This window comes from Janibacter sp. UYMM211, from assembly GCF_040547045.1.
Lineage (GTDB): Bacteria > Actinomycetota > Actinomycetes > Actinomycetales > Dermatophilaceae > Marihabitans > Marihabitans melonis.
This window is the reverse complement of sequence record NZ_JBEPOY010000001.1, coordinates 800,722-826,640: the sequence shown is the minus strand read 5'-3', so window position 1 is coordinate 826,640 and position 25,919 is coordinate 800,722. Positions and strand designations below refer to the sequence as shown.

25 protein-coding genes are annotated in these 25,919 nt (G+C 72.6%); 16 read left to right on the top strand and 9 right to left on the bottom strand.

The window, feature by feature from the left end; genetic code table 11:
* Positions 1-251: 251 nt before the first annotated feature.
* The 3 genes from ABIB53_RS03720 to ABIB53_RS03710 all read left to right on the top strand — a co-directional run bounded on the left by ABIB53_RS03720 (position 252) and on the right by ABIB53_RS03710 (position 3,720).
* Positions 252-1,619, top strand: a complete 1,368-nt coding sequence (locus ABIB53_RS03720; RefSeq protein WP_123092214.1) for an ABC transporter substrate-binding protein — start codon at positions 252-254, stop codon at positions 1,617-1,619.
* An 83-nt stretch (positions 1,620-1,702) separates the two neighbouring features.
* Positions 1,703-2,743, top strand: a complete 1,041-nt coding sequence (locus ABIB53_RS03715) for a carbohydrate ABC transporter permease (RefSeq protein WP_307785194.1) — start codon at positions 1,703-1,705, stop codon at positions 2,741-2,743.
* Positions 2,743-3,720 carry a carbohydrate ABC transporter permease gene (locus ABIB53_RS03710; RefSeq protein WP_354587174.1) on the top strand — a complete coding sequence of 326 codons (978 nt, stop codon included), beginning with the start codon at positions 2,743-2,745 and terminating at the stop codon, positions 3,718-3,720. Before ABIB53_RS03715 ends, ABIB53_RS03710 begins: the two co-directional genes overlap by 1 nt.
* Before the next feature lie 202 nt (positions 3,721-3,922).
* Here the strand turns inward: ABIB53_RS03710 and ABIB53_RS03705 are convergent, their stop codons facing one another.
* Together ABIB53_RS03705 and glpX are read right to left on the bottom strand one after the other, a co-directional pair.
* Positions 3,923-4,822 carry a carbohydrate kinase family protein gene (locus tag ABIB53_RS03705; protein ID WP_354587173.1) on the bottom strand — a complete coding sequence of 300 codons (900 nt, stop codon included), beginning with the start codon at positions 4,820-4,822 and terminating at the stop codon, positions 3,923-3,925.
* Between the two features lie 5 nt (positions 4,823-4,827).
* Positions 4,828-5,829 (bottom strand): class II fructose-bisphosphatase, encoded by a 1,002-nt coding sequence (gene glpX / locus ABIB53_RS03700; RefSeq protein ID WP_229299444.1) that lies wholly within the window; start codon positions 5,827-5,829, stop codon positions 4,828-4,830.
* A gap of 138 nt (positions 5,830-5,967) precedes the next feature.
* Here glpX and ABIB53_RS03695 point away from each other — a divergent pair, with 138 nt between their 5' ends.
* Positions 5,968-6,528: a DUF4245 family protein gene (locus ABIB53_RS03695; protein ID WP_068277231.1), complete on the top strand. Its 561-nt coding sequence runs from the start codon at positions 5,968-5,970 to the stop codon at positions 6,526-6,528.
* Between the two features lie 36 nt (positions 6,529-6,564).
* On the opposite strand, the gene ABIB53_RS03690 is transcribed toward ABIB53_RS03695, so the two are convergent.
* Positions 6,565-6,813 carry an exodeoxyribonuclease VII small subunit gene (locus ABIB53_RS03690; RefSeq protein ID WP_354587171.1) on the bottom strand — a complete coding sequence of 83 codons (249 nt, stop codon included), beginning with the start codon at positions 6,811-6,813 and terminating at the stop codon, positions 6,565-6,567.
* 10 nt (positions 6,814-6,823) lie between these two features.
* On the bottom strand, positions 6,824-8,059 hold the full coding sequence (gene xseA, locus ABIB53_RS03685; RefSeq protein WP_354587170.1) for an exodeoxyribonuclease VII large subunit: 1,236 nt from the start codon (positions 8,057-8,059) through the stop codon (positions 6,824-6,826).
* Positions 8,060-8,147: 88 nt separating this feature from the next.
* On the opposite strand from xseA, the gene ABIB53_RS03680 reads away from it, so the two are divergent.
* From ABIB53_RS03680 to ABIB53_RS03665, 4 genes are all read left to right on the top strand, one after another.
* Positions 8,148-8,654 carry a GNAT family N-acetyltransferase gene (locus ABIB53_RS03680; RefSeq protein WP_229299439.1) on the top strand — a complete coding sequence of 169 codons (507 nt, stop codon included), beginning with the start codon at positions 8,148-8,150 and terminating at the stop codon, positions 8,652-8,654.
* Positions 8,655-8,721: 67 nt separating this feature from the next.
* Positions 8,722-9,735 carry a 4-hydroxy-3-methylbut-2-enyl diphosphate reductase gene (locus ABIB53_RS03675; protein WP_068277237.1) on the top strand — a complete coding sequence of 338 codons (1,014 nt, stop codon included), beginning with the start codon at positions 8,722-8,724 and terminating at the stop codon, positions 9,733-9,735.
* Positions 9,736-9,872: 137 nt separating this feature from the next.
* A complete protein-coding gene (locus ABIB53_RS03670) occupies positions 9,873-11,351 on the top strand; it encodes an MFS transporter (protein ID WP_201467590.1) in 1,479 nt (492 codons plus the stop codon).
* Positions 11,352-11,362: 11 nt separating this feature from the next.
* Positions 11,363-11,926, top strand: coding sequence for a universal stress protein (locus tag ABIB53_RS03665; protein ID WP_354587169.1), 564 nt, complete (start codon positions 11,363-11,365; stop codon positions 11,924-11,926).
* A gap of 26 nt (positions 11,927-11,952) precedes the next feature.
* Here the strand turns inward: ABIB53_RS03665 and ABIB53_RS03660 are convergent, their stop codons facing one another.
* Together ABIB53_RS03660 and ABIB53_RS03655 are read right to left on the bottom strand one after the other, a co-directional pair.
* Positions 11,953-12,525: a hypothetical protein gene (locus ABIB53_RS03660; RefSeq protein WP_354587168.1), complete on the bottom strand. Its 573-nt coding sequence runs from the start codon at positions 12,523-12,525 to the stop codon at positions 11,953-11,955.
* A 120-nt stretch (positions 12,526-12,645) separates the two neighbouring features.
* Positions 12,646-13,401 carry an IclR family transcriptional regulator gene (locus ABIB53_RS03655; protein WP_354587167.1) on the bottom strand — a complete coding sequence of 252 codons (756 nt, stop codon included), beginning with the start codon at positions 13,399-13,401 and terminating at the stop codon, positions 12,646-12,648.
* Between the two features lie 90 nt (positions 13,402-13,491).
* On the opposite strand from ABIB53_RS03655, the gene hutH reads away from it, so the two are divergent.
* The 5 genes from hutH to dacB all read left to right on the top strand — a co-directional run bounded on the left by hutH (position 13,492) and on the right by dacB (position 20,467).
* Positions 13,492-15,063 carry a histidine ammonia-lyase gene (hutH, locus tag ABIB53_RS03650; RefSeq protein WP_354587166.1) on the top strand — a complete coding sequence of 524 codons (1,572 nt, stop codon included), beginning with the start codon at positions 13,492-13,494 and terminating at the stop codon, positions 15,061-15,063.
* 79 nt (positions 15,064-15,142) lie between these two features.
* Complete coding sequence (gene hutU, locus ABIB53_RS03645) at positions 15,143-16,831, top strand: urocanate hydratase (protein WP_191564534.1); 1,689 nt, start codon at positions 15,143-15,145, stop codon at positions 16,829-16,831.
* Positions 16,828-17,745 carry a formimidoylglutamase gene (gene hutG / locus ABIB53_RS03640; protein ID WP_354587165.1) on the top strand — a complete coding sequence of 306 codons (918 nt, stop codon included), beginning with the start codon at positions 16,828-16,830 and terminating at the stop codon, positions 17,743-17,745. The genes hutU and hutG overlap by 4 nt, the downstream gene beginning before the upstream one ends.
* Complete coding sequence (hutI, locus tag ABIB53_RS03635; RefSeq protein ID WP_354587163.1) at positions 17,742-18,911, top strand: imidazolonepropionase; 1,170 nt, start codon at positions 17,742-17,744, stop codon at positions 18,909-18,911. The genes hutG and hutI overlap by 4 nt, the downstream gene beginning before the upstream one ends.
* A 167-nt stretch (positions 18,912-19,078) precedes the next feature.
* Positions 19,079-20,467, top strand: a complete 1,389-nt coding sequence (gene dacB, locus ABIB53_RS03630; protein WP_251719363.1) for a D-alanyl-D-alanine carboxypeptidase/D-alanyl-D-alanine endopeptidase — start codon at positions 19,079-19,081, stop codon at positions 20,465-20,467.
* 88 nt (positions 20,468-20,555) lie between these two features.
* Here the strand turns inward: dacB and ABIB53_RS03625 are convergent, their stop codons facing one another.
* The gene (locus ABIB53_RS03625; RefSeq protein WP_354587161.1) at positions 20,556-21,851 is read right to left on the bottom strand and encodes a DNA recombination protein RmuC; all 1,296 of its coding nucleotides are present in this window, start codon (positions 21,849-21,851) and stop codon (positions 20,556-20,558) included.
* 77 nt (positions 21,852-21,928) lie between these two features.
* Here ABIB53_RS03625 and ABIB53_RS03620 point away from each other — a divergent pair, with 77 nt between their 5' ends.
* The 3 genes from ABIB53_RS03620 to ABIB53_RS03610 all read left to right on the top strand — a co-directional run bounded on the left by ABIB53_RS03620 (position 21,929) and on the right by ABIB53_RS03610 (position 24,141).
* A complete protein-coding gene (locus ABIB53_RS03620) occupies positions 21,929-22,474 on the top strand; it encodes an NUDIX domain-containing protein (protein ID WP_123092199.1) in 546 nt (181 codons plus the stop codon).
* 96 nt (positions 22,475-22,570) lie between these two features.
* The gene (ychF, locus tag ABIB53_RS03615) at positions 22,571-23,656 is read left to right on the top strand and encodes a redox-regulated ATPase YchF (protein WP_354587160.1); all 1,086 of its coding nucleotides are present in this window, start codon (positions 22,571-22,573) and stop codon (positions 23,654-23,656) included.
* A 35-nt stretch (positions 23,657-23,691) separates the two neighbouring features.
* Positions 23,692-24,141, top strand: coding sequence for a DUF6357 family protein (locus ABIB53_RS03610; protein WP_251719343.1), 450 nt, complete (start codon positions 23,692-23,694; stop codon positions 24,139-24,141).
* Between the two features lie 28 nt (positions 24,142-24,169).
* On the opposite strand, the gene ABIB53_RS03605 is transcribed toward ABIB53_RS03610, so the two are convergent.
* Together ABIB53_RS03605 and ABIB53_RS03600 are read right to left on the bottom strand one after the other, a co-directional pair.
* The gene (locus ABIB53_RS03605; protein WP_354587159.1) at positions 24,170-25,729 is read right to left on the bottom strand and encodes an HNH endonuclease signature motif containing protein; all 1,560 of its coding nucleotides are present in this window, start codon (positions 25,727-25,729) and stop codon (positions 24,170-24,172) included.
* Positions 25,653-25,868, bottom strand: a complete 216-nt coding sequence (locus ABIB53_RS03600; protein WP_354587157.1) for a hypothetical protein — start codon at positions 25,866-25,868, stop codon at positions 25,653-25,655. Before ABIB53_RS03600 ends, ABIB53_RS03605 begins: the two co-directional genes overlap by 77 nt.
* Between the last annotated feature and the right edge of the window lie 51 nt (positions 25,869-25,919).

Below are 25,919 nucleotides of genomic sequence, written 5' to 3'. Positions count from 1 at the left end.
GGTGAGGAGGGCCCGGCGGCCACGGCCGCCGGGCCCTCTCGCGTGGGCTCGTCCCCCCTTCGTGCGTCGACCGGGTTACCGGATCGTTACGGCGAAGTTGGGGCGATTCCGTGGCGCACCTCCTGCGGTGAGCGGTTCACTGTCACCGCAGGTCTGCGGGGGGAGTCGGCTCGCCGCGTGGACCGCTCGACCACCCGTGGTCGGTGGCGCCGTCGAGGTCCGTCGGTGCGACGAAGAGCAAAGGGATCCACATGTCCTTCAACACCTCGCGCCGGGCGCGCGCCTCGGTCGGCATCGCCGCGCTCGCGGTCGTCGGCCTCGCAGCCTGCGGCGGGTCGTCCTCCACGGAGGAGAGCGGCGCCGCCATGGACACCACGGACTACTCCAAGTGGTGCGACATGAAGTCCGAGCTCCAGGGCAAGACCGTCTCCATCTACACCTCGATCGTCACCCCCGAGGACGCCCCGCACAAGGAGTCCTACAAGGAGTTCGAGGAGTGCACCGGCATCACCATCAAGTACGAGGGTGACAAGGACTTCGAGAAGAACCTCCCGCAGCGCGCCCAGAGCGGCAACCTGCCCGACATCGCCTTCATCCCGCAGCCGGGCCTGCTCGCGACGATGGCCGACACCGGCAAGATGGTCCCCGCCCCCGAGTCGACCGCGAAGATGGTCGACGAGCACTTCGGCGAGGACTGGAAGAAGTACGGCACCGTCGGCGACACCTTCTTCGCCGCCCCGCTCGGAGCCAACGTCAAGAGCTACGTCTGGTACTCCCCGAAGACCTTCACCGACAAGGGCTACGAGGTCCCCGAGACCTGGGACGACCTCATGACCCTCACCGAGAAGATCGCGGCCGACGACTCCAGCGCCAAGCCCTGGTGCGCCGGCTTCGGCTCGGGCACCGCCACCGGCTGGCCGGGCACCGACTGGCTCGAGGACACCCTCCTGCGCACGGCGGACTCCGAGACCTACGACAAGTGGGTCGCGCACGAGATCCCCTTCAACGACCCGAAGGTCGCCGAGGCCCTCGCCGCGGACGCGAAGATCCTCAAGGAGAGCAAGTACGTCAACGGCGGCTTCGGCGACGTGAAGTCGATCGCCACGACGACCTTCCAGGACGGCGGCCAGCCGATCCTGAAGAACAAGTGCTACATGCACCGTCAGGCGTCCTTCTACGCCGCCAACTGGCCCAAGGGCACGAAGGTGGCCGAGGACGGCGACGTGTGGGCCTTCTACCTGCCGAGCAACGGCGAGGAGAAGCCGGTCCTCGGTGGTGGCGAGTTCGTCGCCGCCTTCCGTGACGCCCCCGAGGTCAAGGCCTTCCAGACCTTCCTCGCCTCGCCCGACTGGGCCAACGCCAAGGCCAAGGCCACGACGAGCGGCGGCTGGGTCAGCGCCAACAAGGGTCTCGACCCTAAGAACCTCGTCAGCCCCCTGGACCAGCAGTCCGCGGAGATCCTCCAGGACCCCAAGGCCGTCTTCCGCTTCGACGGCTCGGACATGATGCCCAGCGCCGTCGGTGCCGGCACCTTCTGGTCGGAGATGACCAACTGGATCAACGGTCAGGACGACAAGACCACCCTCGACAACATCGAGAAGTCCTGGCCCTCCAGCTGATCTGACGTCGCCCTGATGCCTCGGCGGGCGGGTGCCCACCCGCCCGCCGGGGCATCGTCATCCCCGCACCAAAGGAGGTGCCCGTGCTCCACGCCCTGATCCTGCCCGCGGCGACCGCCGGCGAGACGTCCGGCAAGTTCGTCACCATGCTCGTCGGCCTGGCGGTCTTCGGTGCCGTCTTCCTCGGCATCCTGCTGCTCGCATCGGTCTTCAAGGGGCGGGTGGGCGAGCGCGTCCAGGCCGCCGCCTTCGTCGGGCCGACGCTTCTCTTCATCGCGATCGGCCTCATCTACCCGGCGATCCTCACGATCCGCCGGTCCTTCTACAACGGCAAGTTCTTCGACATCAACTTCGGCGGGTACACCTCGAGCAAGCCCGAGTTCGTCGGCTTCGAGAACTTCGCCAAGCTGTGGACGACCCCCGGTCTGCCCGAGGTCATCCGCAACACCTTCCTCTGGGTCATCCTCGTGCCGCTCGTCGCGACCGCTTTCGGCCTGCTCTACGCGGTGCTCGTCGACCGGGCGAAGGGCGAGGCCGTCGCCAAGGCGCTCATCTTCATGCCCATGGCGATCTCCATGGTCGGTGCGACCCTCATCTGGAAGTTCGTCTACAGCTACAACGGCGGCGGCGACACCCAGATCGGTCTCATCAACGCGATCCTCAACGCCGTCGGGCTGCCGATGGTCGACTTCCTGCGGGCACCCGACGGGGCGATCCCGACGAACACCCTGGCCCTCATCGTCATCATGATCTGGATCCAGGCCGGCTTCGCGATGACGATCCTCTCGGCGGCCATCAAGGGCATCCCCGACGACATCATCGAGGCCGCGAAGATGGACGGCGTCTCGGGCATGAAGCTCTTCCGCTTCATCACCCTGCCGAGCATCCGCCCCTCGATCGTCGTCGTGCTCACGACGATCTCGATCGCGACGCTCAAGGCCTTCGACATCGTCCAGGCCACCGACGGCGGCACGCAGGGCAACTCGGTGCTCGCCAACGAGTTCTACCGGCGCTCCTTCGTCACCCAGGAGCCCGGTCTCGGCGCGGCCATCGCGCTCGTCATCTTCCTGCTCGTCATGCCGATCATCATCTTCAACGTCATCCAGATGAGGAAGGACGCCTGATGAGCACCCTCACCCCCGCCATCGACCCGGCGGACACCCCGGACCCGAAGCACGCTTCTCCCGAGGCGGCGGGCGCGCGTCGGCGCAAGCGTGGCGGCGCCGCGGGCAACGCCGCCCGCGCGGTGACCTCGCCGTGGGGCTCCTTCTTCGCCGTCGTCCTCGCCATCGCGTGGACGACCCCGACGGTGGGCCTGCTCGTCACCTCCTTCCGCAACCAGGAGGACATCCAGAGCACCGGCTGGTGGTCGGCCCTGTGGAACGGCGGCTTCACGCTGCAGAACTACAAGGACGTCCTCGGCGGCGGCGCGGAGATGCCGGTGTCGATGACGGACTTCGTCATCAACTCCATCGTCATCGCGATCCCGTCGGTCATGCTGCCGCTGCTCCTCGCCTCGCTCGCGGCGTACGCCTTCGCGTGGATGGACTTCCCCTTCAAGAACGCGCTCTTCGTCGCGGTCTTCGCGCTGCAGATCGTGCCGCTGCAGATCGCCCTGCTGCCGCTGGTGCAGATGTACCAGCAGATCAAGATCGGCAGCTGGACGATGGGCGGGTCCTTCTGGGCGCTGTGGATCTCGCACGCGATCTTCGCGCTGCCGCTGGCGGTCTACCTGCTGCACAACTTCATGAAGGACATCCCGGCCTCGCTCATCGAGGCGGCCCGCGTCGACGGCGCCGGGCACGTGCGGATCTTCTTCAAGATCATGCTGCCGCTCATGGCCCCGGCGCTCGCGTCCTTCGGCATCTTCCAGTTCCTGTGGGTCTGGAACGACCTGCTCGTCGCGATCACGATGCTCGGCGGCTCGCCGGACCGGGCGCCGCTGACGATGGAGCTCAACCAGATCTCGGGCACCCTCGGTGGCCGCTGGTACCTCCTGTCGGCCGCGGCGTTCATCTCGATGGCGCTGCCGGTGATCGTCTTCCTCGCCCTCCAGCGCTACTTCGTCCGCGGCCTGCTGGCCGGTGGCACGAAGGGCTGACCCGGGCTCGACCGCAGACGGCCGGCACCCCCTTCGGGTGCCGGCCGTCTCGCGTGCGGTGGGCGCCCCTGACCCGCTCAGCATGACTAACCCCGGCTTCGCACGAGTCTCAGACTCATGCCGAGCCGGGGTTTATCGGGTCACCCGAGAAACGTGGGGCGCGTGAGGTCGTGGGCGAAGGGGGGGAGGGGGGCGAAGGGGGTCAGAGCTCGGAGCGGTCGGGGGCGTAGGCCCCGGGGCGGCCGACGGTGATCGCGCTCGTCGTCAGCGCCCGGTCCAGAGCCGGGGCGAGGGCCGCGTCGTCTGCGGCGTGCAGGGCCTCGCGGGTGGCGGGACCGAGCAGACCCGCGTCGAGCAGGCCGGAGAGCAGCCCGGCCATGAAGGAGTCGCCCGCGCCGACGGTGTCGGCCACCTCGGGCGCTCGGGTGGGGGCCGAGCCGGACGCCCCGGACGCCGCCCGCCAGACCACGCCGTCGGCCCCGCGGGTGATGACCACGAGACCGGCGCCGAGCCCGAGCCAACGGGTCATGACGTCGTCGAGGTCGACGTCGCCGTAGAGCTCGCGGACGTCCTCGTCGCTGCCCTTGACGACGTCGGAGAGGGCGATGACCTCCTCGACGCCGATGCGGTGGTCGCCCTCGCCGACGACGGCGGGGCGGATGTTCGGGTCGTAGGAGATGCTCGCGGCCTCGCGCCGCTCCCGCACGAGCGCGACGACGTCGACCGCACCGGGCTCCAGGACGGTCGCCAGAGACCCCGTGTGCACGTGCCCGGCCTCGCCGAGGCCGTCGAGCGTCGGGTCCCACTGGATCTCGAAGGTGTACGTCGCCGAGCCGTCGGGCGCGAGCAGCGCTTGGGCGGTCGAGGTGCGCCCGGGCCGCACGGTGCCGTGGCTGAGCTCAACGCCGTGCCCGGTGACGTGCTCGACGACGACGTCGCCGCGCTCGTCGTCACCGACGCACGCGGCGAGGACCGTCGGGTGGCCCAGCCGGGCCAGGCCCATCGCGACGTTGGCCGGGCTGCCGCCGACGTGCTCGGAGCGAGACCCGTCGCGGTCGACGACGTCGACGAGCGCCTCGCCGACCACGAGCACCCGGTGCACGGCGCTCAGCCCTGCGAGGACGGGCCGAGCGCGGAGTACTGCTCGACCTTCGTCAGGCGGTGGTGGCCCTCGATCGTGCGGATCGTGCCCGAGCGGCTGCGCATGACGAGCGAGTGCGTCACCGCGCCACCGCCGCGGTAGCGCACCCCGCGCAGCAGCGAGCCGTCGGTGATGCCGGTCGCGACGAAGAAGCAGTTGTCGGTGCGCACGAGGTCATCGGTCGTGAGGACCGCGTCGAGGTCGTGCCCGGCGTCGATCGCGCGCTGGCGCTCCTCGTCGTCGACCGGCGCGAGACGGCCCTGGATGATGCCGCCGAGGCATTTGATGGCGCAGGCCGTGATGATGCCCTCGGGGGTGCCGCCGATGCCGAGGAGCAGGTCGACGCCGCTGTCGGAGCGGGCGGCGGTGATCGCCCCCGCGACGTCGCCGTCCGAGATGAACTGGATGCGGGCGCCGGCGTCACGCACCTCGCGGGCGAGCGCCTCGTGGCGAGGGCGGTCGAGCATGACGACCGTGACGTCCTCGACGTCGGACCCCTTCGCCTTGGCCACGCGGCGCACGTTCTCCGCGACGGGCAGGCGGATGTCGACGACGTCGGCGGCCTCGGGGCCGGTGACGAGCTTGTCCATGTAGAAGACGGCGCTCGGGTCATACATGCTGCCGCGGTCGGCGACGGCGAGCACGGAGACCGCGTTGGGCATCCCCTTCGCCGTGAGGGTCGTGCCGTCGATCGGGTCGACCGCGACGTCGCACTCGGGGCCGGTGCCGTCGCCGACCTCCTCGCCGTTGTAGAGCATCGGGGCGTCGTCCTTCTCGCCCTCGCCGATGACGACGGTGCCGCGCATCTGCACGGTCGAGATCATCGCGCGCATCGCCTCGACGGCGGCGCCGTCGGCGAGGTTCTTCTCGCCGAAGCCGACCCAGCGGCCTCCGGCCATCGCGGCGGCCTCGGTCACCCGGACGAGCTCGAGGGCCAGGTTGCGGTCGGGGGTCGTCGTCGGGCTCATCGGCCGGTCCTCACTGTCGTGGCGCGTCGTCGTGCGGGCGCGGGGCGCCTGCGCCGAGCCTATCGAGGGCGCGGGGGTGGGGGTGCACCCGACCACGGGTGGTCGGCGCGGTCAGGTCGGGATGCGACAATCTCGAGCATGAGTCAGAGCTCGGTCAGCCACTACGCGAAGGGGTCGGTGGCCAACGTCATCCGCTCCCTGCTCGTCGTCGGCGGGCTCACCGCGGTGATCTTCTTCGCCGTCGCCCGCACGAGCTCGGTGACCGCCGAGCAGGTCGACGTCGTCGCCGCCGCCGAGCAGCGCGCCCAGCAGTCGGGGGTCCCGTACGAGTACGCGGAGGACCTGCCGGAGGGGTGGACGCCGGTCTCGCAGCGCTTCGTGCGCAGCAAGGACGACGTGCAGATGTGGAGCGCGACGTGGACGACGCCGGACGGCGCGTACGTCGCCGTGCAGCAGGCCGTCGACGCGACCGACTCATGGGTCGACACCCAGACCAACAACGGCGCCCGGGTCGGCACGGTGACCACCGACGACGGCACCACCTGGGTCAAGCGCGACCGCGAGGGCAAGGTTCAGCGCAGCCTCGTCGACCGCCAGGAGGGCACGGGCGAGCTGACGACGCTCGTCACCGGCACGGGGACCTTCGAGCAGCTCGAGACCTTCGCCGACCACCTCGTCGCGGCCCCCGTCAACCGCTGACCCACCCGCGGGGCGCGAGCGCCCCGAGCGAGCCGCTCAGTCCTGCTCGGCGTCCTGCGCCGACCCGTCGTCGTCCGACCCGTCCTCGCCGAGGCTGCGCTCGGCGCGGTCGAGCCACGTCGTGCAGTGGGCAGCGAGCTCCTCGCCGCGCTGCCACAGCCGCATCGACTCCTCGAGCCCGCTGCGCCCGGACTCGAGCGTCGCGACGAGGGCGACGAGCTCGTCGCGGGCCTGCTCGTAGCTCAGCTCGGGCACCGGGCGGGGCTCGGTCTGCTCCTGGCTCATGGCCGCCACCCTACGACCCGCCACCGACGGCCTCGACGGCGAAGTCGCCGTCGCCGACGGTGACCCGCAGCAGCTCGCCGGCCTCGACGTCTCCGCGCGACTGGACGACCGCGCCGCCGCGGTGCTGGACGATCGCGTACCCCCGGTCGAGCGTCGACTGCGGGGACAGCACCCGGGCCTGGGCCCGCAGGTGGGCCACGCGGTCGCGCTCGCGGTGCAGCATCGACTCCGTCCGCGAGCGGGCGCGGTGCTGCAGCGTCGCGACGACCTCGCGCTGGGCCCGCACGAGCGCGGTCCGGTCGGCGAGCACCGGCCGCGACGTCAGCTGCACGAGCGCACGGCGCTCGCGGTCGAGGCTGTTGCGTGCCTGCCCGCGCATCCGGCTCAGGGCGGTCGCGACCGTGCGCAGCTCGGCGTCGTGGTCGGGGCAGACGAGCGAGGCGGCGTCGGTCGGGGTCGAGGCGCGCACGTCGGCGACGAGGTCGAGCAGGGGACGGTCGACGTCGTGGCCGATCGCGCTCACCACGGGGGTGCGGGCCGCGCTCACCGCGCGCAGCATCGACTCGTTGCTGAAGGGCAGGAGGTCCTCGACCGCCCCGCCGCCCCGAGCGATGACGACGACGTCGACCTCGGGCATCGCGTCGAGCGCCCGGAGCGCCTCGACGACGTCGGTCACGGCCTGCGCGCCCTGCACCGCCACCTGCCGGATCTCGAAGTCGAGCCCCGGCCACCGGCGGTGGGCGTTCTCGACGACGTCGCGCTCGGCCGCGCTGGCCCGCCCGCAGATGAGCCCCACGCGGCGGGGCAGGAAGGGCAACGGCTGCTTGCGGTCGGCGTCGAAGAGCCCCTCGGCGGCGAGGTGCTGACGCAGGTACTCGACGCGGGCGAGCAGCTCGCCGATGCCGACGGGACGGATCTGGCGCACGTCCATCGACAGCGACCCGCGCTGGCTCCAGTAGCTCGGCTTGGCCTGGACGACGACGCGCGCGCCCTGGCTCAGCGGGGTCGCCATCGCGTCCAGCGCGGTGACGCGCACGGAGCACGACAAGGACATGTCGACGTCCGGGTCGCGCAGGGTGAGGTAGGCGGTCCGGGCGCCGGGCCGCCGGGTCAGCTGGACGACCTGGCCCTCGACCCAGGTGACCGACATCCGCTCGACGTAGTCCTGGATCTTCATCGACAGCACGCGCACCGGCCACGGCTGCTCGGCCGTCGTGTCGGCAGCCTTCTCCGGCAGGGCGCTCATGGGGGTCACTGTAGGTCGCACCGGTGACGACGCCCCGGCGGGCGGACGGCTGGGCCGGGCGAAGGGGGGCGTGGCAGGGTGGCCGCTCATGACCCCTTCGCCCGAGCAGCCCGAGCAGACCGAGCAGCCCCGCGATCCCGCCGGCGGGGTCGTCGTCCGCGAGGCCGCCCTCGAGGACGTGCCGACGATCGTCGCGATGCTCGTCGACGACCCGCTGGGGCAGTCCCGTGAGGACCCCGCAGACCTCGCGCCGTACGACGCCGCCTTCGTGCGGATCGCCGGCGACCCCGGCGAGGTGCTCGTCGTCGCCGAGCTCGACGGGCAGGTCGTCGGCACCCTCCAGCTCTCCGTCCTGCCGTCGCTGTCGCGGCGGGGTGCGCTGCGCGGCCAGCTCGAAGGGGTCCGCGTCGCCGCCGACATGCGCGGCGCCGGGGTGGGGGAGCAGCTCGTGCGGTGGGCCCTGGAGCGGGCCCGCGCCGAGGGGTGCGAGCTCGTCCAGCTCACCTCCGACAGCAGCCGGACGGGTGCGCGCCGCTTCTACGAGCGCCTCGGCTTCACCGCGAGCCACGTGGGGATGAAGCTCGCGCTGCGGTAGGGCGCCCTTGCCCGTCTCGGCCACCGCCGCACAGGGCGCGCCCAGGGCGCTCGCCTACGATGAGCACATGTCTGACAGCCCGCGCGTCCTGCTCGCCGCCCCCCGTGGCTACTGCGCCGGCGTCGACCGCGCCGTCGTCGCGGTGGAGAAGGCCCTCGAGCTCTACGGCCCGCCCGTGTACGTCCGCAAGGAGATCGTGCACAACAAGCACGTCGTCACGACGCTGGAGAAGCGCGGCGCGATCTTCGTCGACGAGACCGGCGAGGTGCCCGAGGGCGCGACCGTCGTCTTCTCGGCGCACGGCGTCGCGCCGGTCGTCCACGAGGAGGCCAAGGCCCTGTCGCTGAAGACGATCGACGCGACCTGCCCGCTCGTGACGAAGGTCCACCGCGAGGCCGTCCGCTTCGCCGCCGACGACTTCGACATCCTCCTCATCGGCCACGAGGGTCACGAGGAGGTCGTCGGCACCTCGGGCGAGGCGCCCGAGCACATCACCCTCGTCGACGGCCCCGACCACGTCGCCGAGATCGAGGTCCGCGACCCGGAGAAGGTCGTCTGGCTCTCGCAGACGACCCTCTCGGTCGACGAGACGATGGAGACGGTGCGCCGCCTGCGCGAGAAGTTCCCCGCGCTGCAGGACCCGCCCAGCGACGACATCTGCTACGCCACCCAGAACCGCCAGCTCGCCGTGAAGCAGATGGCCGCGCAGTGCGACCTCATGATCGTCGTCGGCTCGCGCAACTCGAGCAACTCCGTGCGTCTCGTCGAGGTCGCGCTCGAGCACGGCACCCGTGACGGGCACCTCGTCGACTACGCCGAGGAGATCGACCCGGCGTGGTTCGAGGGCGTGCGCACCGTCGGTGTCACCTCCGGCGCCTCTGTGCCCGAGATCCTCGTGCGCGACGTCCTCGCCCTGCTCGCAGAGCACGGCTACGCCGACGTCGAGCCGGTCGTCGCCGCGGAGGAGAGCCTGCTCTTCGCCCTGCCGATGGAGCTGCGCCGCGACCTCAAGGCGGCCGGCATGGACGACAAGATGCGCCACGACGCCGGCTCCCTCGAGGACGCCGGACAGCTGCGCTGACCTGCCTGGACGCACCGGGCGAAGGGGTCGGATTCTGACCCCCCGCCGTCACCCCCTCTCAGCCGACTCCCAGGCGTAACGTCCCCTTCGGTGCTCGACGCGACGGTGCGCCGGGCCGGTGGTCTTGGGAGGTTTGGATGTCGACAGCTGAGGCGACCGAGCAGGAGAAGCCGGTACGCAGCCTGATCCCCGCGCGCATGCACGACATGCCGTGGTCGAAGTTCCACTGGATGGTGATCTTCGGTCTGGGGACCGCGTGGATCCTCGACGGGCTCGAGGTCCAGATCGTCGCCTCGGGCGGCTTCGAGAAGTCGCTCGGCATGGACGCGACCGACGTCGGTCTCGCCGGCACGGTCTACCTCATCGGTCAGGTGACCGGTGCCCTGCTCTTCGGGCGGCTCACGGACACCCTGGGCCGCAAGAAGCTCTTCGTCATGACGCTGGCGCTCTACCTCATCGCGTCCGGCCTCGCGGCCTTCTCGCCGAACATGTGGGTCTTCTTCGCGCTGCGCTTCGTCGCCGGCATGGGCATCGGCGGTGAGTACTCCGCCGTGAACTCCGCGGTCGACGAGCTCATCCCCGGGCGCTTCCGCGGACGCGTCGACCTCGCGATCAACGGCACGTACTGGTTCGGTGCCGGCATGGGCGCCTTCGCCTCGTACTGGCTGCTCAACCCCGACATCGTCGGCGAGAACATCGGCTGGCGGATCGCCTTCCTCATCGGCCCGGTCCTCGGTCTCGGCATCATCTACCTGCGGCGGCACATCCCCGAGAGCCCTCGCTGGATGGTCACCCACGGGCGCGGCGAGGAGGCCGAGCGGGTCGTCTCCGCGATCGAGGAGAAGGTCCGGTCGGAGGGCAAGACCCTGCCCGACCACGACGAGGAGAAGGACGGCATGTGGATCAAGGCCCGCGAGGGCCTGACCCCCAAGCAGCTGTCCTACGTCTTCTTCCAGATGTACCCGACGCGCACGGTGCTCGGCGCGACGTTGATGATCACGCAGAGCTTCCTCTACAACGCGATCTTCTTCACGTACTCCCTGGTGCTCCAGAACTTCTACGACCAGACACCCTCGAGCGCCGCGCTGTACTTCTTCCCCTTCGCGCTCGGCAACCTGCTGGGGCCCCTCCTGCTCGGGCCGTTCTTCGACACCGTCGGCCGGCGCAAGATGATCGGCGGGTGCTACGCCTTCGCGGCGGTCGTCCTGGCGATCTCGGCCTTCCTCTTCAACGCCGACGTGCTCAGCCCGCTCACCCACACGATCTTCTGGTGCGTGGCGTTCTTCTTCGCCTCCGCGGGCGCCTCGGCCGGCTACCTCACGGTCTCGGAGATCTTCCCGCTCGAGGTGCGCGGCCAGGCGATCTCGTACTTCTTCGCCATCGCGCAGGTCTTCGGCGCCATCGGCCCGGTCTTCTACGGCTGGCTCATCGGGGACGGGGGCGACCGCGGGCCGATGTTCGTCGGGTACCTCATCGCCTCCGGGATCATGCTCGTCGGCGCGCTCGTCGCGGCGGTCTGGGGCGTCGACGCCGAGGGCAAGTCCCTCGAGGAGATCGCCCCGCCGCTCACGAGCTACGACGAGCACGGCAACGAGACCGTCAACCTGCCGGTCTGAGGGAGGACGACATGACCGAGATGCGTCCGGACGCGGGAGAGCGTCCGTACACCGTCGTCGTCGGCGTGAGCGCGACCTCGAAGTCGCCGACCGCCCTGCGGTGGGCCGCCGGCCAGGTGGCCGCGAACGACGGCCACCTCGTCGCCGTGCGTGCCTGGCGGGTGGGCGCCCCCCAGGCGAGCACCGCGGGGGTCATGGCTGCGGCCGGGCCGACCGAGGGCGAGCTGGAGGGTGCCGAGCGCACCGCCCTCGAGCGCGACGTCGAGGAGGTCCTCGGGCCCGACCACCACGCCGAGGTCCGGCTCGTCCGGGGCAGCGACCGTCAGGTCCTGCTCGACACGGCCGTCGGGGCCGACCTCCTCGTCATCGACGCCCCTCGCGCGCTCACCGGGGCTCCGCTCTTCGCGCAGCGGCTCATCTACGACGCGAGCTGCCCGGTGGTCGTCATGCCGCCGCACATCTCGGGCCAGGAGCCGGGGCTCGTCGAGCGCGCCGGCCGCGCCGTCGGGCGGGCCGCGGTCCGCTCCGCCGGCACGGCCGGGCGGCCGGGCTACCGCCCGCCCGCCCGGCACTAGGGGTCAGGGGTGACCAGGGCCGCCGGTCAGAGCCGGCGGCACTGGTCCTCCTTGTTGCCGCGCACGGTGTTGTTCCACCCCTTCGGCGCCGGGGTGTTGCTCTTGCACTGGAGGTTGCCGTCGACGGAGTTGTCGTAGACGTACTTCGTGCCGGAGGGGTTCGAGAAGAGCTGGATGTCGCCCTTGACCCGGTTGCGGATGACGTTCTGCGTCGAGCGGTTGCCCTCGAGCTGGATGTTGCCGTCGACCGTGAGGCCGCGCAGGTGGTGCATGCTGCCGCCCTCGAGCTGGACGTCGCCGTCGACCCGGCCCCACGTGTTGCGCACGTAGCGGTGGCCCTCGGACTGGATGTTGCCGTCGATGCTGTTCTGCCAGCCCTGCAGGGTCGCGCCGCGGCGCACGACGACGTTGCCCTTGACGACCGACTTGGTGAGCTTGCACGTCGCGCCGGCCGGCACGACCACGTCGTCGTCGATGGTGCGGCCGGTGATCGTGCCGGAGCACGTCCGGTCGGCGTGGGCGGGCACCGCGACGGCGACGAGGCCGGTCGTGGTGAGCGCGGCGGTGGCGAGGGTGCTGATGATCCGGGTGGTCGACATGCTGGTCTCCTCGGTGAGTGGCAGCGGCGCCGGTGCGCCGCGAGAGCAACGCTGCCGGGTCCGCGTGAGGCCACGGTGAGCCGTCGATGAGAGGGGGCTCATCAGCCGGCCACCTCCTCGTCAGGTGGCAGGGGACCCGAGCCGGCGGTGGATCGTCGTGACCGAGCGGCGAAGGGGGGCGAGCAGCTCCTCGAGCCCCGTCACCGAGCCCTCGGGGTAGGTGAGGGCGACGGCCGCGAGCGGCTGACCCGTGCGGTCGAGGACGGCGAGAGCCACGGAGGCCAGGCCCTGCGTCACCGACCCGCTCTCGAGGGCGTGACCGCGGCGGCGCACGGCGACGAGCTCACGGCGCAGGGCGGACGGGGTGGCCGGTGACCCGGCGCTCGCGACGACCGAGGCGGCGTGGGGGTAGAGGGCCGTGACCTGGCGGGCGGGCAGGGCCGCGAGCATCGCCAGCCCGCTCGCGGTCGTCGTCGCCGGCAGCCGGACGCCGACGTCGGAGACGAGGAGGGGGCGCCCGGGCGCGCGCTCCTCGACGACGTAGAGGACGTCGCGGCCGTGCAGGACGGCGAGATGACCGTTGTGCGTCGTCTCGTCGACGAGGCGCTGGAGGACCGGGCGGGCCAGACGCTGCAGCGGGCTCTGCCGCTGGTAGCCGCTCGCGAGCTCGAAGGCGGCCACGCCCAGGCCCCACCGGCGCTCGTCCGGGTAGTGGGTGACGTACGAGTGCTCGGCCAGCTCGGCGAGCAGGTGGTAGGTCGTGCTGCGGGGCAGGTCGAGGTCCCGCGCGAGCTGAGCCGCGGGGACGGGCTCGACCCGTCCGGCGAGGTAGGACAGCAGGCGCAGTGCGTGGCCGGCGGCGGGGACCTGGGGCACCGGCCGAGCCTATGCCCATGTCTCGGATCCGAGACGGTAGTGGTGCGTGCGCGGTGGTCGCAGGGGCTGTCGGCGCGCTGCAATAGATGCATGCCGCACCTCGCAGATCTCGACGCACCGCACACCACCGTCCGCCTCGGCGACCGCCCGCTCACCGTCGAGGAGGTCGTCGCCGTGGCCCGTCACGGGGCGCGGGTCGAGATCAGCGACGCCGCGTGGGAGCGCGTGCGTACGTCGCGCACCGTCGTCGAGGACCTCGCCGAGGACACCGTCGCCCACTACGGGGTGTCGACCGGCTTCGGCGCGCTCGCGACGACCCACATCCCGCACGAGAAGCGCACGCAGCTGCAGCGCTCGCTCGTGCGCAGCCACGCCGCGGGCATGGGTGACCCCGTCGAGGAGGAGGTCGTGCGGGCCCTCATGCTGCTGCGCGTCCAGACCCTCGCGACCGGTCGCACCGGTATCCGCGAGGAGACCCTGCGGCTCTACCTCGCGCTCCTCGAGCACGGCATCACCCCGCTCGTGCTCGAGTACGGCTCGCTCGGCTGCTCCGGCGACCTCGCCCCGCTCGCGCACTGCGCGATGGTCCTCATCGGCGAGGGCGAGGTCCTCGTCGACGGCGCCCCGCAGCCCGCGGCCGAGGCGCTCGCCGCCGCCGGTCTGCACCCCGTCGTCCTGCACGAGAAGGAGGGCCTGGCCCTCATCAACGGCACCGACGGCATGCTCGGCATGCTGTGCCTGGCGATCCACGACCTGCACGTGCAGCTGACGACCGCCGACATCGCCTGCGCTATGAGCGTCGAGGGGCTGCTCGGCACCGACGACGTCTTCGCCGCGGACCTGCAGGCGCTGCGCCCGCACCCCGGGCAGGCGCAGTCCGCGGAGAACCTCCGCGCCGTGCTCGCCGGCAGCCCGATCCGCGACAGCCACCGCGACCCGCACGCGTGCACCCGCGTCCAGGATGCCTACTCGCTGCGCTGCGCCCCCTCGGTGCACGGAGCCGCGCGTGACACCCTCGCCCACGCCCGCCGGGTCGCCGACGCCGAGCTCGCCTCGGCGGTCGACAACCCCGTCATCACCCTCGACGGCCGGGTGGAGTCGAACGGCAACTTCCACGGCGCGCCCGTCGCCTACGTCCTGGACTTCCTCGCAATCGTCGCCGCCGACGTCGCGAGCATGAGCGAGCGCCGGACGGACCGCTTCCTCGACGTCTCCCGCTCGCACGGGCTGCCGCCCTTCCTCGCCGACGACCCGGGCACCGACTCGGGCCTGATGATCGCGCAGTACACCGCGGCCGGGATGGTCTCGGAGATGAAGCGTCTCGCGGCGCCCGCGAGCGTCGACTCCATCCCGAGCAGCGCGATGCAGGAGGACCACGTGTCGATGGGCTGGGCCGGCGCGCGCAAGCTGCGGCGCTCGGTCGACGCCCTGACCCGCGTCCTCACCGTCGAGCTCGTCACCGCTGCCCGGGGCATCGCGCTGCGCGCGCCCCTGCAGCCCGCCGCCGCCACCGCGGCCGTCATCGCCGATCTCGACGCGCTCGCCTCGACCGCCCCCGGTCCGGACCGCGACCTCGGCCGCGACCTCATGGCCTGCGCCACGACCGTCCGCGACGGCGGCCCGGTCCTCGCGGCCGAGTCCGTCACCGGCCCCCTGCACTGATCTTCGGAGTGCGCTGATCACTCGCACTGACCCCCCTTCGCCCGACGACCACCGACCCGACCCACCCGAGGAGCACCCCATGGACGGCGCCCGTCCCGTCCGCGCACCGCGCGGCACCGAGATCACCGCCCGCAGCTGGCAGACCGAGGCCCCGCTGCGGATGCTCATGAACAACCTCGACCCCGAGGTGGCCGAGCGCCCCGACGACCTCGTCGTCTACGGCGGCACCGGTCGGGCGGCGCGCAGCTGGGAGGCCTTCGACGCGATCGTCGAGACGCTGCGCGACCTGCAGCCCGACGAGACCCTCCTCGTGCAGTCCGGCAAGCCGGTCGGCGTGCTGCGGACCAACGAGTGGGCGCCGCGCGTGCTCATCGCCAACTCCAACCTCGTCGGCGACTGGGCGACGTGGCCGGAGTTCCGCAAGCTCGAGGCCGAGGGCCTGATGATGTACGGCCAGATGACCGCCGGGTCGTGGATCTACATCGCGACGCAGGGGATCCTCCAGGGCACCTTCGAGACCTTCGCCGCGGTGGCCCGTGGCCGGTTCGACGGGACCCTCGCCGGGACGATCACCCTCACCGGCGGGTGCGGCGGCATGGGCGGCGCGCAGCCGCTCGCGGTCACCCTCAACGGCGGCGTCTGCCTCGTCGTCGACGTCGACCGCTCGCGTCTGGAGCGGCGCGTCGCCAAGCGCTACCTCGACGAGATCGCCGACGACCTCGACGACGCGGTCGCCCGTGCCGAGCGGGCGAAGGGGGAGCGACGCGCCCGCTCGATCGGCGTCGTCGGCAACGCGGCGGAGGTCTTCCCGGAGATGCTGCGTCGGCACCGGGCCGGCGAGATCCGCGTCGACGTCGTCACCGACCAGACGAGCGCGCACGACCCGCTGAGCTACCTGCCCGCCGAGATCGCCGTCGACGAGTGGCAGCGCGAGGCCGAGGCCGACCCCGAGGGCTTCACGAAGAAGGCGCGCGAGTCGATGGCCGCCCAGGTGCAGGCGATGGTCGAGCTGCAGGACGAGGGCGCCGAGGTCTTCGACTACGGCAACAGCATCCGCGACGAGGCGCGCCAGGCGGGGTACGCCCGGGCCTTCGAGTTCCCCGGCTTCGTCCCGGCCTACGTGCGCCCGCTCTTCTGCGAGGGGCTCGGCCCCTTCCGCTGGGTCGCGCTCTCGGGCGACCCTGAAGACATCGCGGTCACCGACGCCGCGCTCAAGGAGCTCTTCCCCGACGACGAGCACCTGCACCGCTGGCTCGACGCGGCCGCCGAGCACGTCGAGTTCGAGGGGCTGCCGGCGCGGATCTGCTGGCTGGGCTACGGGCAGCGTCACCGGGCCGGGCTGCTCTTCAACGAGCTCGTCCGCGACGGCAAGGTCAAGGCGCCGATCGTCATCGGGCGCGACCACCTCGACTCCGGCTCGGTCGCCTCGCCGTACCGCGAGACCGAGTCGATGCTCGACGGCTCCGACGCGATCGCCGACTGGCCGCTGCTCAACGCGCTCACCGCGGCGAGCTCGGGCGCCACGTGGGTGTCGATCCACCACGGCGGGGGCGTCGGCATCGGCCGCTCCATCCACGCCGGTCAGGTGGGCGTGGCCGACGGCACCGACCTCGCCGCCGCGAAGCTCGAGCGCCTGCTCACCAACGACCCCGGCATGGGCGTCCTGCGCCACGCCGACGCCGGCTACTCGCGCGCCGTCGAGGTCGCGCAGGAGCGCGGCGTGCGGGTCCCGATGACCCCGGTGGTCCGCGACGGGGAGGGGGCGTGACCCCCTTCGTCTGGAAGGGGCGCCACGACGGACCCGGTCCCGAGCACCGTCGGCTCTGGCACACGGTGAGCGAGCCCGGCGGGCCCGCGGACGCCGCAATCGTCGGCTTCGAGAGCGACGAAGGGGTGCGCCGCAACCGTGGTCGGGTCGGTGCGGTGGAGGGCCCGGCGGCGCTGCGCACGGCGCTGGCCTCGCTCGCCGTCCACGACGACCTCACCCTCGTCGACCACGGCGACGTCACGGTCGAGGACGACGACCTCGAGGGCGCCCAGCGCCGGCTGGGCGAGGCCGTGGCCCGGGCGCGACGTGACGCCCCGCTCACCGTCGTCCTCGGCGGCGGGCACGAGAGCGCGTACGGGAGCTATCTCGGGCTCGGGCACCCGCCGCGGCTCGGGGTGATCAACCTCGACGCCCACCTCGACCTGCGCGAGGCGGACCGGCCGACGTCGGGCACGCCCTTCCTCCAGATCGCCCGCGACCGACGTGAGCGCGGGCTCGACGTGCGCTACGTGGCGATCGGGGTGAGCACCGCGAGCAACACGACGGCCCTCTTCGACACCGCGCGCGAGATCGGCGCGCAGTGGGTGCTCGACGACGACTGCCAGGACGCGGAGGCGCCGCTCGAGCTCGTCTCCCGCTTCGTCGCCGACGTCGACGAGGTCTACCTCTCCATCGACCTCGACGTGCTGCCAGCGTCCGCGGCCCCCGGGGTGAGCGCTCCGGCCGCTCTCGGGGTGCCCCCCGTCGTCATCCAGGCGATCTGCGACGCGGTCGTCGACAGCGGCCGCCTCGTCCACCTCGACGTCACCGAGCTGTGCCCGAGGCTCGACGCCGACGCCCGGACCGCCCGGGTCGCAGCCCGGCTGATCCACCGCGTCATCACCCGCGAGACCGCCCGGCGGAGGGGCGCATGAGCGCCGGCTCGACCCTCGTCACGGGCATCGGCGAGCTCGTCACGTGCGACGGCACGGGTGACGGGGGAGCCGGAGTGCGCCGCGACCACGCGCTCGTCGTCGAGGACGGACGCGTCGCGTGGGTGGGACCAGCCGCGTCGGCGCCGTCGGCGGACGCCGTGGTGGACGTCGAGGGCCGGTGCGTGCTGCCCGGCTTCGTCGACAGCCACGCGCACCTCGTCTTCGCCGGGGACCGGTCTGCGGAGTTCGCCGCCCGGATGGCCGGCGAGCGCTACGACGGGGGCGGCATCGGGGTCTCGGTCGGGGCGACCCGGGCAGCGGGTGACGACGAGCTGCGGGCGCTTCTCGCGGGCAGGGTCGCCGAGATGCGCGCCCAGGGCACGACGACCGTCGAGGTGAAGTCCGGCTACGGGCTCACCGTCGCCGACGAGGTCCGGGCGCTGCGGCTGGCGGGGGAAGTCACGCAGGAGACGACCTATCTCGGGGCGCACGTCGTGCCCGAGGAGATGCGGGCCGACCGGTCGGCCTACGTCGACCTCGTGACGGGCGAGATGCTCGCGGCCTGCGCGCCGCACGCCCGGTGGGTCGACGTCTTCTGCGAGCCTGCGTCGCCGCACGCCTTCACGGGGGAGGAGTCGCGCGCCGTGCTCGTCGCCGGTCGGGACGCCGGTCGCGGGCTGCGGGTGCACGGCAACCAGCTGGGTCACGGCCCCGGCGTGCAGCTGGCCTGCGAGCTCGGCGCGGCGAGCGTCGACCACTGCACCTACCTGTCGACCGCCGACGTCGACGCGCTCGTCGACAGCGCGGGGACCACCACCGCGACGCTGCTCCCGGGCGTGGAGTTCTCCACCCGCTCGCCGTACCCGGACGCCCGGGCGCTCCTCGACGCCGGGGTGTCGGTCGCGCTCGCGAGCGACTGCAACCCGGGGACGTGCTTCTCGAGCTCGATGCCCTTCGTCGTCGCCCTCGCGGTGCGTGAGATGGGGATGACGCCGAGCGAGGCCGTCGTCGCGGCCACCCGGGGCGGGGCTCGCGCCCTGCGGCGTGACGACATCGGCCGGGTCGAGGTCGGGGCGCGGGCCGATCTCGCGGTCCTCGACGCGCCGAACCACCTGCACCTCAGCTATCGCGCGGGCGTGCCGCTCGCGCGGGTGCTCGAGGTCTGAGGGCGGTCGCGCCCCGGTCCTGCTCCGGGCCTGACGGGTGCCGCCGTCCTCCGCGCCGGCGGGCGGGGTCTGCCCCGCCTGGCTATGCTCGTCGCGCGCACCAGCCAGGGGGTGCCGCGCATCCGCAGGACCCCGACCCTGGCCCCGCACCAGGACCGAGGGACCCCATGCGCCACCCCCGCCGCACCGCCACCACGACCACCCTCCTCACGGCCGCTGGTCTCGTCGCAGCGCTGGGGCTGGCAGCTCCCGCGACCGCCGACCCCGCGCCGGCCCGCGTGCCGGCGCAGGCGACGACACCGCCGGACCCCGGCGGCAGCGGCGAGCACAGCGAGACGACGACGGGAGTGGTCCCTCCCTTCGTCGCCCCGTCGCACACGGGCCCGGCCCGCAGCGTCGACGGCACGGCGCGCTCCACCGCGGGCCTGCCGGCGAGCGGCCTGCCGACACGGCTCAGCTCCCGCAGCACGAGCTTCGGGTCGAGCTTCAGCGGGTCGGTCTTCGACACGAGCACCGGGTCGCGCATCTGGAGCAAGCAGGCGACGAAGGCGCTGCGTCCCGGCTCGACGATGAAGCTGCTCACCGCGACGACCGCGCTGCGCACCTTCGGCACCCGGCACCGCTTCGTCACCCCGGTGCTGCGGGCCGGCAGCCGCGGGGACTACGTCTACCTCAAGGGCGTCGGCGACCCGACGGTGAGCAGCTACCGCCTCGACCAGATGGCGGCGTCGACCGCCTACCAGCTGAAGAAGCGGGGGATCCGCTCGATCTCGCTGCGGGTCGACGACACGCTCTTCCCCGCACCGCGCAACGCGACCGGGTGGGAGGCCTCGGACGTCGGGCAGTGGGTGACGCCCGTGCGTGCGCTCGTCTACGACGGCCGGATGGTCTCCGACACCTCGATGGACGCGGGCGACCGCTTCCGCTCCGAGCTGCGCTCGCGGGGGATCAGCGTGCGCGACCTGCGCCGCGGCGCGACCGCGTCGGGTGCTCAGCAGATCGCGTCCGGCCGCTCGCCCGAGCTGCGCACGATCGTCGGCGACATGCTGCGCGTCAGTCACAACGACTACGCCGAGAAGCTGCTCTGGGCCTCCGGCATGAAGGCCGGCACCTCGCGCACCTGGGCCGGTGTCACGTCCTACTCGCGCTCGCAGGTGGCCGGGTACGGCGTGTCGACCTACGGCTCCGTCATCGCCGACGGCTCCGGACTGTCGCGTTCGGACCGGCTGACGAGCCACACGCTCGCCCAGCTCGTCCTCGCGCTGCGCAAGCACCCCTCGCTCGGACCGGTGATCTTCGCCGACGCCTCCCTGCCGATCGCGGGCCGGACCGGCACGCTGCAGAACCGCTTCGAGACCGCGCCGGCGTCGTGCGCCGTCGGTCGGGTGCGGGCGAAGACCGGGTCGTTGCGCGACGCGGGCGCCATGGCCGGCATCGCGAAGGGCACCGACGGCAAGGAGCGCGTCTTCGCGGTCGTGAGCAACGGCCAGCCCTACGACGCCGACCTGCGCGGGCGCATCGACGCGCTCGTCGCGACGACGACCCTGTGCATGTGACCACCGTGCGCATGTGACGACCGCGCGCGTGTGACGACCGCGCTGAGACCGGCGTGCGGGCGGGCCGGGGACGGCCTGCGGCGTCGGGTCAGCCGGCGTCGGCCACGTCCGGACGGCTGTCCCGTCGGGTCCGTGGGGCGAGGTCGAGGTCCAGCTCGGCGCGGCCGAGATCGCCGGCGGCGGAGTCGAGCTCCTCTCCCAGCGAGCGCGGTCGGGAGTCATCGGTGCCGACGAGCTCGGGCGCGCTCAGCGGGCGGGGGGCCGCCGTCGAGGGCTCGAGCTCGTCGATCGCCTGGGTCGACAGGCCCAGCTCGGCGATCCGCCGGGCGGAGACGAAGACCCTCGTCTCGAGGGTGCCCACCATCGCGTTGTAGCTCTCCACGCTCTTCGTCAGCTGGCGGCCGAGCGCGCTCGTGCGCTCGCCGAGGGTCGACAGGCGCTGGTAGAGCTCGCGACCGAGGGCGAGCAGGTCCTGCGCGCTGCGCGTCAGCGCGTCCTGCTGCCACCCGTAGGCCACGGTGCGCAGCAGGGCGAGGAGCGTGCCGGGGGAGGCGAGCACGACGTGCGCCCGCATCGCCTCCTCGTGCAGACCCGGGTCGCGGGCCAGGGCCGCCGACAGGGTCGCCTCCGACGGGACGAAGCACACGACCATCTCGGGCGAGGGCTCGAAGGCCGACCAGTACTGCTTGCCGGACAGGACGCGCACGTGTCCTCGCAGGGCGGCGACGTGCCGACGGAGGAGCCGCTCGTGCTCGGCCGGGTCGACACCCTCGCCCTGGGCCGCGAGCCAGTCGCTCATCGGGGCCTTCGCGTCGACGACGAGGTGCTTGCCCCCGGGCAGGCGCACGACGACGTCGGGGCGCACCGCGCCGCCGTCGGGGGTCGTGCCCCGGGCCTGCTCGTCGAAGTCGCAGCGAGCGAGCATGCCGGAGACCTCGAGGACCCGGCGCAGCTGGGTCTCGCCCCACGCGCCGCGCACCGACGAGACGCGCAGCGACGACGCGAGCGAGCTCGCCTCGTCGGAGACGCGCCGGGTGCTCGTCTCGACCCGGCCGAGGACCTCGCGCACCGTGGCGAACTGGTCGACCCGGTCGCGCTCGAGGGTCTCGACCTGGGTCGCCACGCGGCGCAGCGCGTCCTGCATCGGGCGCAGGGTCGCGGCGGTCTGGGCGTCCTCGGACAGGCTCGCCTCGAGGTCGACGACGCGTGCTCGCAGCACGTCGCGCTCCGCGCTCGCGGCGGCCAGGCCCTCGCGGGTCGCCGACCCGTCCTCGGCCGCGCGGGCGCGCACGCCGGCCACCTCGGAGCGGGTCAGGCCCCAGAGGGTCGCCGCACCGAGGAGCACGCCGAGCACGGTGCCGAGGAGCAGGGCGGTGATGTCCATGGCGTCACCCAACCACCGCCCTCCGACAGCCGGGGTCCGCCCGGGGCGCGACGCGCCGGCGCGGGTAGCCTCGCAGCATGACTCGTGACGAGCCCCGCGAGGAGGAGGTGAAGGCCTCCGCCCCGCGCCCCGACCTCAGCACGGAGTCCGGTCAGCTCGCCTTCATCCAGGTCCTCAACGACCGGCTGCCGACGAAGCGGCTCATCGCCCAGGGCCTGCTGCGCAACGAGCGCGGCGAGGTGCTCCTGTGCGAGCTCGTCTACAAGAGCGCGTGGGACCTGCCCGGCGGGGTCGTCGACCCGGGGGAGTCCCCTGCCACCTGCGTCCATCGCGAGGTCACCGAGGAGCTCGGTCTCGACCTGCCCGTCGGGTCCCTCGCCGCGGTCAACTGGCTGCCGCCCTACCGCGGGTGGGACGACGCCCTGCTCCTCCTCTTCGACCTCGGCACCGTCGACTCCGCGCTCATGGAGCGTGCGGTGCTCCAGCCCCGCGAGATCCGGGCGGTCCACTGGGTAGCACCGGACGACCTCGCGGACCACGTCGCGCCGTACACGGTCGAGATGATCCGGCAGGTCGCGACGCCCGGCCCGACCCGCTACCTGGAGAACTCGCAGGACCGCTGAGGACGCCCTCGGGCGACCCCGACCGAGGGCCGCACCGGCCCCGGCGCGAAGGGGTGGGCAGGACCTCCCTTCGCCCGCCGGTAGACTCCTGTCCCCGTGGCACTCACCATCGGAATCGTCGGTCTCCCCAACGTCGGAAAGTCGACGATGTTCAACGCTCTGACGAAGAACAACGTCCTCGCCGCGAACTACCCCTTCGCGACCATCGAGCCGAACGTCGGCGTCGTCCCTCTGCCGGACCCCCGGCTCGAGCGGCTCGCCGAGATCCACGGCTCCGAGAAGATCCTCCCCGCGACGGTCTCCTTCGTCGACATCGCCGGCATCGTGCGCGGCGCGTCCGAGGGCGAGGGGCTGGGCAACAAGTTCCTCGCGAACATCCGTGAGGCCGACGCGATCTGCCAGGTGGTGCGCGCCTTCGAGGACGGCGACGTCGTCCACGTCGACGGCAAGGTCTCGCCCGAGTCCGACATCGAGACGATCCACACCGAGCTCATCCTCGCCGACCTCCAGACCCTCGAGAAGGCCGTCGTGCGCCTCGAGAAGGAGGCCCGCATCAAGAAGGAGTCCAAGCCGCTCCACGAGAACGCGCTCGCCGCGCAGAAGGTCCTCGAGGAGGGCAAGACCCTCTACGCCGCGGGCGAGGCCGCCGGCGTCGACCTCGACGAGGCGCGCTCGCTCGGGCTGCTGACGACCAAGCCCTTCATCTACGTCTTCAACCTCGACGAGGACCAGCTGACCGACGACGCGCTGAAGACCTCGCTCGCCGAGCTCGTCGCGCCGGCGGACGCCGTCTTCCTCAACGCCAAGCTCGAGATGGACCTCATGGACATGTCCCCCGAGGACGCCCAGGAGATGCTCGAGGGCTTCGGCGCGACCGAGTCGGGTCTGGACCAGCTCGCGCGCACCGGCTTCCACACGCTGGGGCTGCAGACCTACCTCACGGCCGGCCCGAAGGAGTCGCGCGCGTGGACGATCGGTCAGGGCTGGACCGCGCCGCAGGCGGCTGGGGTCATCCACACCGACTTCCAGCGCGGGTTCATCAAGGCCGAGATCGTCTCCTTCGCGGACCTCGACACCCTCGGCACGATGCAGAAGGCCAAGGAGGCCGGCAAGGTGCGCATGGAGGGCAAGGACTACGTCATGCAGGACGGCGACGTCGTGGAGTTCCGCTTCAACGTCTGATCCCGTCGATCGGGCGAAGGGGGGAGGATCGGCGCATGCCTGAGGTTCTCTTCTCCCGTGGGACCTGGATGCCGGCCGTCGTCGACGACGACGGCCGCCTGCTCCTCGACGTCGTCGGCGGGGCCGACGCGCTGCACGGCCCGCGGACCTTCACCGTCCCGGTGACGCACGAGCACGCCGAGGTCGTGCGCACGAGCGTGCGCCGTCACCTGCTGCTCTACGCCGCCCTGCTGCCGCTGTGCTACGACGCCGGTGTCGCCGGGCCGTGGGACGAGGAGGCGGCGGCAGCGCTGCTGGATCCCGTGCTGCTCGGCACCCCGCAGGAGGTCGACGAGACGCTGCGCCGGGCCCGGGTCGACCGGCGCGTCCTCGTCGCCCATCACGTGAGCCTGCGGCTGCTCAAGTCCCGTCGCTACTACGAGGCGGCGCAGTCGGCGACGGCGGAGTCGGACTGGGCCAGGGTCCGCAAGCACCTCGGCGTCTGAGACCAGCGGCGCTCGCGGACCAGCCGCCTCAGAAGGGTGGGTCCGCCCCCGGGACGGGGGGCGAGGCCAGGGCGAGCTCGTCGTCACCTCGCCCGCCCGCAGGTGCCTCGTGGGCAGGGGTCCCTGGTGTCGAGGCCCCCGGTGCGGTCGGCTGTCGTGTCACGGGCTCTGGTGACGCCTCTGGCGCTCCGGGCTCCAACTCCGAGGCCCACGGCTCCGATCTCGCCGGTCTCGATCTCGCGGGTCTCGATCTCGCGGGCGCCGGTCTCGCAGGCGCCGGCCTCTCGACCGCCCAGGTCCGGGGCCACGTCGCGCGGCTCGTCCCACCCGGCGCCGTCCAGGTCGCTCGGCCCTCGGCATCGAGCTCGTAACCCCACCGCGGGTGCTGCTTGAGCCGGTGGTGGCGCCGGCACAGGGAGCCGAGGTTGCGCGACGACGTCGGGCCGAGGGGCCAGGCCTGCGCATGGTCGAGGTCGCACTGCACCGCGGGGCGGGTGCACCCCCACATCCGGCGGGTCCCGTCGCGGGTCTGCACGAGCCGGCGCAGCCCCGGACGCGGGACGTACCCGGGCTGGGGCTGCCCGGAGGCGACGACATGACCCTCGTCCGCGTCGAGGAGCACCCGCCCCAGCTCGTGGTCCTCGCTCCGACGGATCCCGTCGACGACGTCGGCCGGGATCCAGCCCGCACCTGGCACCTCGACGCCGCCCAGTCGAAGGCCGCGGGCGCCCTCGCCGTCGAACCGCTGGCCGTCGAGCCGCCCGCCGCCGACCTCCGGATGGCCGGGCCGTCCACCGGAGGTGGACCCTAGAGCGGACCCGGCGGGCATGCCCCCTCCGGCTTCCTCGCCCCCGCTGGCGGGGGCCGACGCCGTGAGGTCCGCCGCGCCCCGCCGGTCCGTGATCACCGGCACGGTGAGGTCCAGCCGCGTACGCACCTCGACCCCTCGAAGTGCGAGGTCGACGAAGCCCTGAGCCCGCGCTGCGCCGAGGCGCAGTCCCGGCTCGTCGCGCACCGCCCGGGCGGCGAGGTCCTCGACCGCTGCATAGACGACGACGGCGAGCTCCGTCGGCAGGACCGCCGAGATGACGCTCGTCCCGAGTGGTCCGGGGTCGAGGTGCACGTCGGTGCGGTCGCGACGGTTCTGCGCCGCGCGCCGCTCGAGGATGCCCTCGTCGACGTTCATCAGCACCCGGCGACAGGCCCGCGCGAGCTCGCGGTGCTCGAGCGCGACGAGCCGCGAGTGCTCGCTGCCGCGCTTCTGGGCGAGGACGTGCGCGACGACGGCCGCGACGGCCTCGGGTGACGCGTCGCGCGTCTCCGTGGCGACGAGCTGCACGGTCCGCTCGGGCACCTCGCCCGCCACGAGAGGCGCGACGAGAGCCGCGAGGTCGCTCGACAGGCGCGCAGCCAGGCGGCACCTGCGGTCGGCGACGGCGATCGAGCAGTCGAGCGTCATCGCGGCCTCGTCGCCGCAGAAGTCGGCGGTCGTCCCGTCGGGCAGCCGGATCTCACCGGCTCCCGGACGGGTCCCGCTCGCGCCGGGACAGCTCGGCGAGCAGTGCGAGCTCGGCCGCGTCGGCAGCACGCCGGGCGCGCTCGACGGCGACGAGCATCTCGGCGAGATCGGGGGTCGCGATCGACCCGCCGACCACCTCCGCCGTCGCCGCGCACGCCCCGAACCCCAACCGGGCCTGCTCCGCGAATCTCATGGCGTCGTCGAACATGTGTACGAATATACGAGCCCCCACCGACAGCCCACGGCAGCCCAGGGCAGC

What these genes read in the sequence shown, in the direction of transcription:
- ABIB53_RS03720 (WP_123092214.1), top strand. Translation starts at nt 252, where the DNA reads ATGTCCTTCAACACCTCGCGCCGGGCGCGCGCCTCGGTCGGCATCGCC.
- ABIB53_RS03710 (WP_354587174.1), top strand. Translation starts at nt 2,743, where the DNA reads ATGAGCACCCTCACCCCCGCCATCGACCCGGCGGACACCCCGGACCCG.
- glpX (WP_229299444.1), bottom strand. Translation starts at nt 5,829, where the DNA reads ATGAGCCCGACGACGACCCCCGACCGCAACCTGGCCCTCGAGCTCGTC.
- ABIB53_RS03695 (WP_068277231.1), top strand. Translation starts at nt 5,968, where the DNA reads ATGAGTCAGAGCTCGGTCAGCCACTACGCGAAGGGGTCGGTGGCCAAC.
- ABIB53_RS03690 (WP_354587171.1), bottom strand. Translation starts at nt 6,813, where the DNA reads ATGAGCCAGGAGCAGACCGAGCCCCGCCCGGTGCCCGAGCTGAGCTAC.
- xseA (WP_354587170.1), bottom strand. Translation starts at nt 8,059, where the DNA reads ATGAGCGCCCTGCCGGAGAAGGCTGCCGACACGACGGCCGAGCAGCCG.
- ABIB53_RS03680 (WP_229299439.1), top strand. Translation starts at nt 8,148, where the DNA reads ATGACCCCTTCGCCCGAGCAGCCCGAGCAGACCGAGCAGCCCCGCGAT.
- ABIB53_RS03675 (WP_068277237.1), top strand. Translation starts at nt 8,722, where the DNA reads ATGTCTGACAGCCCGCGCGTCCTGCTCGCCGCCCCCCGTGGCTACTGC.
- ABIB53_RS03670 (WP_201467590.1), top strand. Translation starts at nt 9,873, where the DNA reads ATGTCGACAGCTGAGGCGACCGAGCAGGAGAAGCCGGTACGCAGCCTG.
- ABIB53_RS03665 (WP_354587169.1), top strand. Translation starts at nt 11,363, where the DNA reads ATGACCGAGATGCGTCCGGACGCGGGAGAGCGTCCGTACACCGTCGTC.
- ABIB53_RS03660 (WP_354587168.1), bottom strand. Translation starts at nt 12,525, where the DNA reads ATGTCGACCACCCGGATCATCAGCACCCTCGCCACCGCCGCGCTCACC.
- hutH (WP_354587166.1), top strand. Translation starts at nt 13,492, where the DNA reads ATGCCGCACCTCGCAGATCTCGACGCACCGCACACCACCGTCCGCCTC.
- hutU (WP_191564534.1), top strand. Translation starts at nt 15,143, where the DNA reads ATGGACGGCGCCCGTCCCGTCCGCGCACCGCGCGGCACCGAGATCACC.
- hutI (WP_354587163.1), top strand. Translation starts at nt 17,742, where the DNA reads ATGAGCGCCGGCTCGACCCTCGTCACGGGCATCGGCGAGCTCGTCACG.
- dacB (WP_251719363.1), top strand. Translation starts at nt 19,079, where the DNA reads ATGCGCCACCCCCGCCGCACCGCCACCACGACCACCCTCCTCACGGCC.
- ABIB53_RS03625 (WP_354587161.1), bottom strand. Translation starts at nt 21,851, where the DNA reads ATGGACATCACCGCCCTGCTCCTCGGCACCGTGCTCGGCGTGCTCCTC.
- ABIB53_RS03620 (WP_123092199.1), top strand. Translation starts at nt 21,929, where the DNA reads ATGACTCGTGACGAGCCCCGCGAGGAGGAGGTGAAGGCCTCCGCCCCG.
- ABIB53_RS03610 (WP_251719343.1), top strand. Translation starts at nt 23,692, where the DNA reads ATGCCTGAGGTTCTCTTCTCCCGTGGGACCTGGATGCCGGCCGTCGTC.
- ABIB53_RS03600 (WP_354587157.1), bottom strand. Translation starts at nt 25,868, where the DNA reads ATGTTCGACGACGCCATGAGATTCGCGGAGCAGGCCCGGTTGGGGTTC.